A 3,365-nucleotide genomic window follows, 5' to 3' on the forward strand; every position below is an offset into this window, starting at 1 on the left:
GGGAGGGAAGGGGGAGGTGAAAGAGGCCGTTGACTCAAGGAAGCGGCTCGGATAGATCCGCCCACGCTTCGCCGGGCCCGAGGGCAGTTCCTGGCGCAGCACCGGATATCGGGGAGTGGCTCAGCCTGGTAGAGCACTTGGTTCGGGACCAAGGGGTCGCAGGTTCAAATCCTGTCTCCCCGACCATTCAAGAGGGCGCGGAATCCGAGGAGAAATCCTCGGGTCCGCGCCCTTTGTCTTTTCCGGTTTCCGTTACGCTCCGAGAGGCCATGAGCGCGCCTTCCGGTCCCATCTTCTTCAAGGATTCCGTCGCAGGTCTCAAACCGTTTGCTGCCAGGGACGGATACGCGACCGAGGATGAACTCCAGCGGCTCGTTGCTACGCACCCGGAGTTGCTCCGTGGCGATCAGATCGATCCAGAAGACCCACGGCGCTGGCTGCTGCTCGGCCGTGAAGTAGGGATTCCGGGCGGCGCGGGGCAGGGGGACCGCTGGAGCATCGACCACATCTTCATCGACCACGGCGCCATTCCGACTTTTGTCGAGGTCAAGCGCAGCTCGGACGCCCGCATTCGTCGCGAGGTCGTCGGGCAGCTCATCGAGTATGCCGCGAACGCGAAGCGGTACTGGGCCGAAGGCCATCTCAAGCGCCTGTGCCGCGAGCTGCTGAAACAAGAGCCGGATGCCGCTGTTCGAGCGCTCTGCGGTTCCGATGAAGCGGCTCGGGATTTCTGGGAACGGGCGGATGCGAACCTGCGCTCGGGCAACGTCCGGCTCATCTTCGTGGCCGACCGGATCCCGGTCGAACTGTATGAGATGGCGCTCTTCCTCAACGAGCAGATGACGCACACGGAAGTGCTCGCCATCGAGATCCGGCCCTACGCCGCGCCATGCGGCGCCGAGGCCTTCGTGCCGCACGTGCTCAACGCGACCCTACAAGCGCGCGAGGTCAAGAGTGGGAGCTCCGGCCGGCGCAAGTGGACCGAGGCCGAGTTCTTCGAGGACGCAAGACGCAGGCTGACGCCCCCTGGCTTTGATGCCGTCCGGAAACTCTTCGAGTTTGTCGCGAAGACTGCGAGCGGCATCAGCTGGGGAACGGGCGCCCAGCGAGGGTCATTCAATCCCAAATACACTCAGATGGGAGACCGGTCGCCTATCAGCATCTTCTCGGATGGAACCCTGAACATGAACGGCTTTTGGATGGATGCTCCCTATGGCCAGGCTTTGAAGGCCGCTGCGCAGGGACTGTTCGGCATCACGGCGAATGAGCGGAACCCCGAGGTCGTGCCGCTCTCCACCTGGATGACCAGGCAGGAAGCGCTTCAGGACGTGCTGATGCGACTTCTCGATAGTGCGTGAAGCCGGTGCTGAGCCCTATTCGCGCATCCGCCTCCGGTGCCAGCGCACGCATGTCGGGTCCACCTCCCAGCCCAGGGGAATCCGTTTTGCGAGTTGCTTGGCCAGCGCTGGTACGAGGCTCTTGGAAATGACCACCTTGCCGTCATCGGAGAGCGACCAGAGCCCTTCATCGAAAAGCGCGTGATGGGTGGGACAGAGCACGAGGCCATTCCGCGGGTGGTCAGGTCCCCTGGCTGCAACGGGCCGGATGTGTGCGGCCTCCAGGATGTTGGCATCCCGGTAATCAATCTGCGGAGGGCACACCGCGCAGCGATGCTGGGCCAGGAGCCGCAGGCTTCGCGCAAAGAGCTGATCCCTGGCCAGTCGCCGCGCTGTCGTCACGGCGCGATCAACGAGCCGCAATCTCTGCGGTGTGTTTCTGGCAAGGGGAAGTGGCCCTACCTGTGGCTCGAATAGGCGCTTCCAGTCCCCTTTCAATGCCTGGATTGCGGCGCCCCAGGACTTCGGTACGAACTCCTGGAGTCGCTGTACCGGTAGCGGATGGGTCATCAGTTGCTCCGTGAGAGGAACGTCAACGACGTAGCGCAGCTTCCGGAAACCCTCCTGGATGAAGGGTGTTCGGGAGACCCGGCCCGCGAAGTACACGGCTGCTGGCTCCTTCAAGCGCCCGCCGTTGAACTTGAACAAGAGAAGATCGTCCTTGCGCATCATCCGCCAGCAATTGCCAGCAGTCCACCCATGGTCCCTCTGGGAGCGCAGCAGGTGCGCGGCACAATCCAGAGGCGCTTTGGCATCGAACCCGTCCTCGTAGTCAACGCTCCCGGGATTGACGTGGACCAGGAAGGCTTGAGGCCCTTCCTCCATCCCTTCTCTTTGGGACTGGTTCGGCGCCAGCCTTGAAGGTCTACGAAGGAAGCGCGGAGTCTGGACCATGGCATATGGCCGGATGAAGCCAGCGCTCAGCAAGTCACCGGTCGATGCGAGGCGTAGCTCGGTCTTCGTCCGGCCATGCAAGGGCTGGAGCCGGGTAAATGTGAACCTCGTGCTTTCGTCACGGAGTTCGATGCTGTGCAGGATCGCCGTAAAGAGCAACCTGGAGGTATCTCTCGCATCCGCGAAGACAATCGCGAGGACTTTCCCGGCCTCATGCGCTTCTGCGAGGGCCTGCTGTCCCGCTTTCCACCGCCTGCCTTCCGAGAGCGGCTTGGATGGACGGGTACCCCGGTCCGCCGCGAGGAGCCTCTGCGGGTCGATGATTGTGTAGACGGTGGTGGAATGAAGCTCAGACATTGGCAGCCCTCACAAGACCAAGCCTGATGTCTCTGGCCTCGGATGTTCAAGCCCCGTCTTTGTGATGCTCGGCTATTTCCATGACCATTCAAGAGGCGCAGACTCCCGGCCCCTATTATCTGGAGCGCCCGCGGTGGAGACGCCAGGAGCGCCCGCGCCGACACCGAAGGTGGATGGAGCCTCAGCGCCTGGAGCGCCAGCGCCAGCACCGAAGGTGGATGGAGCCTCAGCGCCTGGAGCGCCCACGCCAGCAGCGAAGGTGGATGGGGCAACGGCGCCTGGACAGCACGGAGGCCGCGCGGAGGCCGACTTCTCGGCTCGGGCGGCGACAGCGCCTGACAGGGCCGCCCCCGGTGGCTCAGCCGCCGACGCGGGAAGGCGGGGCGCCCTGCGACGGGGACTCCTGGCTGGAGAAGGGATCCTGCGTTGGCCGCAGTCCCGTGCGCTCCGCTTCGTTGACCGACTCCAGCGCCTCGGAGACGGCGGCCAGCTCTTCACGCGCGCGGCTCAAGCCCAGCTCGGTGTCGGCGGGGGCGGCCGTCGCTCCACTCTGCCCATGGACCTGGACGAGCTGGGTGACCACGCCCTTGATGCTCCAGCGCAGGCGGAGGCGGTCCGCGTTGCGCGCGAGCTTCTCGCGCTGCGCCCTCTGCGCATCGATGGCATCCACGGCGCTTTGCAACGCATAGGACGAATGGGAGGGGTGTTGAGGGGGAG

General features: G+C 64.3%; 3 protein-coding genes and 1 tRNA gene. 2 read left to right on the plus strand and 2 right to left on the minus strand.

The window, feature by feature from the left end; genetic code table 11:
* Window positions 1-109: 109 nt before the first annotated feature.
* Window positions 110-186, plus strand: a tRNA-Pro gene (locus D7W79_RS40410).
* Between the two features lie 83 nt (window positions 187-269).
* Window positions 270-1,358: a PDDEXK family nuclease gene (locus D7W79_RS40415; protein WP_147442312.1), complete on the plus strand. Its 1,089-nt coding sequence runs from the start codon at window positions 270-272 to the stop codon at window positions 1,356-1,358.
* A gap of 15 nt (window positions 1,359-1,373) precedes the next feature.
* Here the strand turns inward: D7W79_RS40415 and D7W79_RS40420 are convergent, their stop codons facing one another.
* Together D7W79_RS40420 and D7W79_RS44110 are read right to left on the minus strand one after the other, a co-directional pair.
* Window positions 1,374-2,648: an HNH endonuclease gene (locus tag D7W79_RS40420; protein ID WP_120530527.1), complete on the minus strand. Its 1,275-nt coding sequence runs from the start codon at window positions 2,646-2,648 to the stop codon at window positions 1,374-1,376.
* Between the two features lie 358 nt (window positions 2,649-3,006).
* Window positions 3,007-3,365 (minus strand): hypothetical protein (locus D7W79_RS44110; protein ID WP_208729975.1); only part of this gene is annotated, 359 nt, incomplete at its 5' end.

Origin of the sequence: Corallococcus exercitus, from assembly GCF_003611585.1 — a bacterium.
Taxonomy (GTDB): Bacteria; Myxococcota; Myxococcia; order Myxococcales; family Myxococcaceae; genus Corallococcus; species Corallococcus exercitus.